Annotated in this window: 5 protein-coding genes and 1 pseudogene; 3 read left to right on the top strand and 3 right to left on the bottom strand. The window is 42.7% G+C overall.

Annotation, left to right across the window (positions count from 1 at the left end):
• Window positions 1-88 precede the first annotated feature (88 nt).
• On the bottom strand, window positions 89-898 hold the full coding sequence (locus LC574_RS27095; RefSeq protein ID WP_229456763.1) for a phytanoyl-CoA dioxygenase family protein: 810 nt from the start codon (window positions 896-898) through the stop codon (window positions 89-91).
• Between the two features lie 577 nt (window positions 899-1,475).
• A pseudogene (locus LC574_RS27090) lies at window positions 1,476-2,446 on the bottom strand (hypothetical protein).
• Between the two features lie 178 nt (window positions 2,447-2,624).
• Between LC574_RS27090 and LC574_RS27085 the strand changes: the two are divergent.
• The gene (locus LC574_RS27085) at window positions 2,625-2,945 is read left to right on the top strand and encodes a hypothetical protein (RefSeq protein WP_229456762.1); all 321 of its coding nucleotides are present in this window, start codon (window positions 2,625-2,627) and stop codon (window positions 2,943-2,945) included.
• Here the strand turns inward: LC574_RS27085 and LC574_RS27080 are convergent.
• On the bottom strand, window positions 2,942-3,574 hold the full coding sequence (locus LC574_RS27080; RefSeq protein ID WP_229456761.1) for a TetR/AcrR family transcriptional regulator: 633 nt from the start codon (window positions 3,572-3,574) through the stop codon (window positions 2,942-2,944). The genes LC574_RS27085 and LC574_RS27080 overlap by 4 nt on opposite strands.
• A gap of 98 nt (window positions 3,575-3,672) precedes the next feature.
• On the opposite strand from LC574_RS27080, the gene LC574_RS27075 reads away from it, so the two are divergent.
• A complete protein-coding gene (locus LC574_RS27075; protein WP_229456760.1) occupies window positions 3,673-4,344 on the top strand; it encodes a Coq4 family protein in 672 nt (223 codons plus the stop codon).
• Window positions 4,345-4,361: 17 nt separating this feature from the next.
• Complete coding sequence (locus LC574_RS27070; RefSeq protein WP_190734653.1) at window positions 4,362-4,565, top strand: hypothetical protein; 204 nt, start codon at window positions 4,362-4,364, stop codon at window positions 4,563-4,565.
• Window positions 4,566-4,748: the final 183 nt, after the last annotated feature.

Raw genomic sequence — 4,748 nt, 5'->3', positions numbered from 1 at the left:
TGATATAAATCCTAGAGTTATGTGTAAGCGGTGCGTTACGGCTTTAAGCCTAACGCACCCTACTGGATAATTTATTTTTTGCAGGTTCCTAATACTTAAAATTCACGTAAGTTTCAACCTTCTCCTTTGGCAACTGTTGCACCACCTGACACCGAATCATCTGTCTTAAATTCTCTGGTAGGCTCTCATAATAGTCTCGTTGGAAAGTTAAATCTACCTTCGGCGTGTGTAACCAATGCATAGCATAGCCCATAACTACCATCGGTCTTGGCTGGTTAGTCCGATTTGGTGAACCCCGGTGCAGCGCCAAAGGTGTCCGAATCATCGCATCCCCTAGCTCCATATAGAAAGATTCTATCGGAATTTCACCAGTGGCAATTTTCCTTAGTCCTTCTTCACGCGGCAAAAGATGCGTACCACGCGCCATCTGGAACGGCCCATTTTCTGCCGTTACTTCCACAAGTGGGAAGTTAACCGCAAGGGCGTAGAGTGGCGTTACTATTTGGTCGGAGAACAAAGGGCGATAGTCCCGGTGGATTTCCTGATAATCCGAACCTTGTACTGGGAGATCAACTCCCAACTGAACCATCACATATTCCTGAAAAAATACTCGCTCAAGGATACCCATAATCACCGGATTGGCGAAAACTTCTACGTTGGCAAAGGGGAAAACCCAAGGCAATGTTAGATAGTAACGAGCAATTTCACGGGGAGCCAGTCCACCTGGTTGATTTTGGCGTTCTCGGAATAAATTATCAAAAGCTTTTGCCCACTCGCTAATCAATTCTTTATCAAAAAGACCCGGAATCACACAAATTCCGTCTCGATTCAGGTCTTCGGCAAATCGGTTTAGGTCAGTAACAGTATATTTAGTTACTCTACCTATACTTTGAACCATTTTCTTATCCTCGCCAATTCATCATGTTAAAGTCGAATTTAAATCGAACTCTCAACAGCAGTTTTTGCAATTGTTCGTCGATAATAGCGCACCATTTCTGGAATTGACTTATCAGTTTTTGTAGACTTAGGTTATCCAAATGTCTTTGTAGATAAGGCTTTATGTTGATTTGTTTCTAGGGTTCTTAAGCCAGTTCACTGCCCAAATTGTGATATTATAAGTGTAGTAAGAGGTGATAAAACTACTGAAGGCAAAAATTGCTGCCTTTGCCGCCAAGATAGAAGTTTTCGCCGCAGATTCATACCACGACTGCTGAAAATTAGCTACAACTCCGTAATCCAGGAATTAAAATAATTTGTAATGCTTAATTAAGTTTCGTAACGGAGATTTAACGCCAAACCGGAGCGAAAGTTCCCTTCAATGTGGATTTTGCAAGACATACCCTGCCAGTTGGAGTTGATCTTGACTTCAACTCCCAGAATTAGTTAAAAAAATTCCAACGTTATGGGGCAATAGAGTTAAGTTGCAAAACCGAATTCAACATAACTATTGTGGGATGGGCGTTTTGCCATTGGTGTCAAGTTAAAGCCTCAGCCCAGATGTCAAGCGACCTTGCGGCGTTGCGTCGATGCCGTTGACGAATGGCTTTGACCAAGCCCATAGAACGCTGATGCTCTACTAACCAAGGAATTAGTTGTAGTTGTGAATTGTGCGTAGGCGTAGCCCGCCTTCGGCATCGTGCGCGATCAAAAAAATATAAGCATCGATTGACCATTTCTACTGAAATACGTTCTAAGGGCTGCTGTAAAGCCACAGCGACATCGGCAGACAAATCATTAAGGACAGCATAGAAAATCCAAGTAGCAAAGAAAAAGCATTTGTACACCATTAGTGCCGCCAACCCATAAATAAGATAAACTTAAACATTCGTTTAGTCAGTAAAAATGCATCTTCGATTTGCCAACGTCGGCGATACAAATCACAGACTTGTTGTGGAGAAAGTTGTTTTGGGTCAAGAACATGAGTCAAGTAATGATACCAAGTTTTGCCCCATAGTACTGACACTTGGCGCATCGGGTAGCGACAAGGATCAGTGTGGTGAAATCCCATTTTTGTTTAATTTCGTCTTTATAAGAAGAATTCAGAACTCAGGAGCGGAGCAAGGAAAGCTCCGCCTCCGGTCAGAAAACAGGTATGAATTCTGTCCAAGCGTTTAGTTGTTGCTTGCCGACTCACAGACATCGCCTCAACCCACAACAATCCTTCAACTTCCAGGCAGCGCAGCACATCTGTTAAATGCTGTATTTGTCGATACACTAGACTCAATACTATTGCTGCCATTACTGGTAGGGTTAGTACACGATGCCGAAGGCGGGCTACGCCTACGCGCAAACTACGTTCTTTGTCTTTTACCCCTTTGAGATTGGCAAATGTACCTGGACTTATTAACTCAAACAGCCTAGATTCTATCTCTTGGCTTGATGGGGCTCTTGAGGTGACTCGATGCCGAAAATCTGGATTCCCTTGTTTTTTGCGCGGTTTACTCATGACTAGTATCAACACCACTGTCTTGAGTTTAACTATTGAGTTTTACCCACTTGACAAGACTCTAATTTTCTTAACTTGACACCAATGATAATACCCGCCATCGACTCAACCTGAAGGTAAAAACAGCAGTGCAATTGTTGCCGAGTTCCACGCTCAGTTGATGCTGGGTAAAAAGTTGATGATGGTCAGCGACAGTAAGCGGTTTATCAAGAAGTTGGAACGAGCGCTCAATGATGGTTCAGCAATTGATGACGCTGATGATACACCCGAACCAAGCGTTGACCGTCAGCTACGGGTGTGGGCTATTCACTCGGAAAAGTTTTTGAGCGATCGCATCAGTCGCTTATGGGAAAACGAAAACTTGGAAGATGCCCCAAGTGCTATGTTAAAGTATCTGGGGGAGTTGAAGCGGCCGTATTTGACTGAATTTGAGGAAGAACTTTTGAGTTTCATAGAGGCAAAAGCGGGAGCAAGTATTGGAGATGTTCAAGATAGTTAAATTTGATATGTTTGCAAATAGGCAGTAATTAAGGTTTTGGTTTCCTTCACCAGTTGTTTGCGCTCAAGTGGCTCACGCGTGAATGAAAGCCACAGCAGTTCATTAGAGACTTTGACTACGGTTGTCGCAATCAGTCGAGATTGAGTGGCATCAAGTAGAGGATTTCGCCGTGAGAAGAAATGAGCCAGTTCAACTAATATCTGTTGGTCATATTCGTTAAACTTACTGGCATCAGTAACGGTCATCAAGTCGATTAACTGTCCTAATACTGCTCGATAACCAGGATGCTGCTGTGCAAAATCTTCAAACGCATTTACCATGCGCTCAACGTAAGTAGCAATATCAGCCTTTGCTAACTCTGTATGAAGTTGTACAAAAATTTGATATTCCTGTTCAAAGTAGCGATTGGCAAGCGCCCGGACAAGCGCCTCTTTGTCTGGAAAAAATTGGTACAATGAGCCAACTGGAATGGCTGCACGTGTGGCGATAGCTCTTGTAGTGGTTTGCTCATAACCAAATTCGATAAAAAGCTGCTCTGCCACATCCAAAATGTGATGAACTCGTTCTTGGCTACGTGCCTGCTTGGGTTGCCGTCGCATGGTTGAGGCTTTGTGAAGTTCTTTTGTCATCCTTCAAGATTATCATTGACAAACATGAGCAATGTTCATATATTTAAAATGAACATTGTTCATGTTTGTGGTGAATTCTGTATTTAACAGGTCATATCATGCCATCCATTGTTCAGACACTCAAAGGGATAAAAGCTTTCGTCATGCTTTTGTTAGATGAAAACGGTAATCTAAAACCTGTTTGGGAATTGAGCGATAGTCTACTCGATAGTCGTGCTTTTCAACTAGCGGTTGCAAGTATGAAAACAATTCCAGAAGTAGCAGATATCTTGGCAGAACGCTATATTGCTCCTACACATGATTTAGAAGCTTTACTACAATATCCTCCAGATTCCTTGGGCTACACCTATGCTAGCCACATGAAACAGTTAAGCTTTAAAACGCTAGAGCCAGAAATAATGAGCAATTCTGATAGCAGTTACATAGAAAATCGCTGGCGGCAGATCCATGATATTTGGCACATCATAACCGGATTTGATACAAGTGAAATTGGAGAAATTGGCTTACAAGCTTTTTATTTGGCACAACTTCAACTACCCTTAGCAAGCTTGTTGATTGCCAACGCGCTAATTTCTGTAAGTCTGTGGCGACCGCAATTTCTCTCTCCTCTGCTGATGGCGATTTCACAAGGATGGGAAATGGGCAACAATGCTAAACCCCTGATTGCTCAGAAATGGGAACAGGTTTGGGAAAAGCCTGTAGCAATATGGCGTGCAGAATTAAATGTGCAACCAGTTAACTTCTGTGAATTTGCCTTGAGATCGGTTTGATTGCAAGTTGAATAGAGATGTCCCGCAAGCTTTTTTGGCATATCATTCGTTTGACTTATCCTTGGTTGCCGCTGCTTATAACTCTGTGGCGCATCATTAGATTAACAGGTATCGACCGTTGCCGCGCCCAAGTTCGATTGTGGATACTCTTGAGCCGGATTGATTTTGCTAGTTTAATAGCACTCGCCAGCGACCTGATTCAACCCGAATTCTGGGCTTGACAAGACTCAAGCCTCAAACATCTACTAAATTGGTTAAGTCCGCCAAATTTTAACTAAGTACAGCTTTGCATAAGTTCGTAGCGAATTGACAAGGGAAAATTTTTAAGTGTAGGGTAAGCATATACAAACATCCCTCAACCACTCAGTACTATGATTGGTCGTCAAAAAACTTACAGGGTGCAG

Origin of the sequence: Nostoc sp. CHAB 5715 (assembly GCF_020829685.1) — a bacterium.
Taxonomy (GTDB): domain Bacteria; phylum Cyanobacteriota; class Cyanobacteriia; order Cyanobacteriales; family Nostocaceae; genus Nostoc.
Note: the sequence above shows the minus strand (reverse complement) of the source record. Positions and strands in the feature narration are given on the sequence as shown.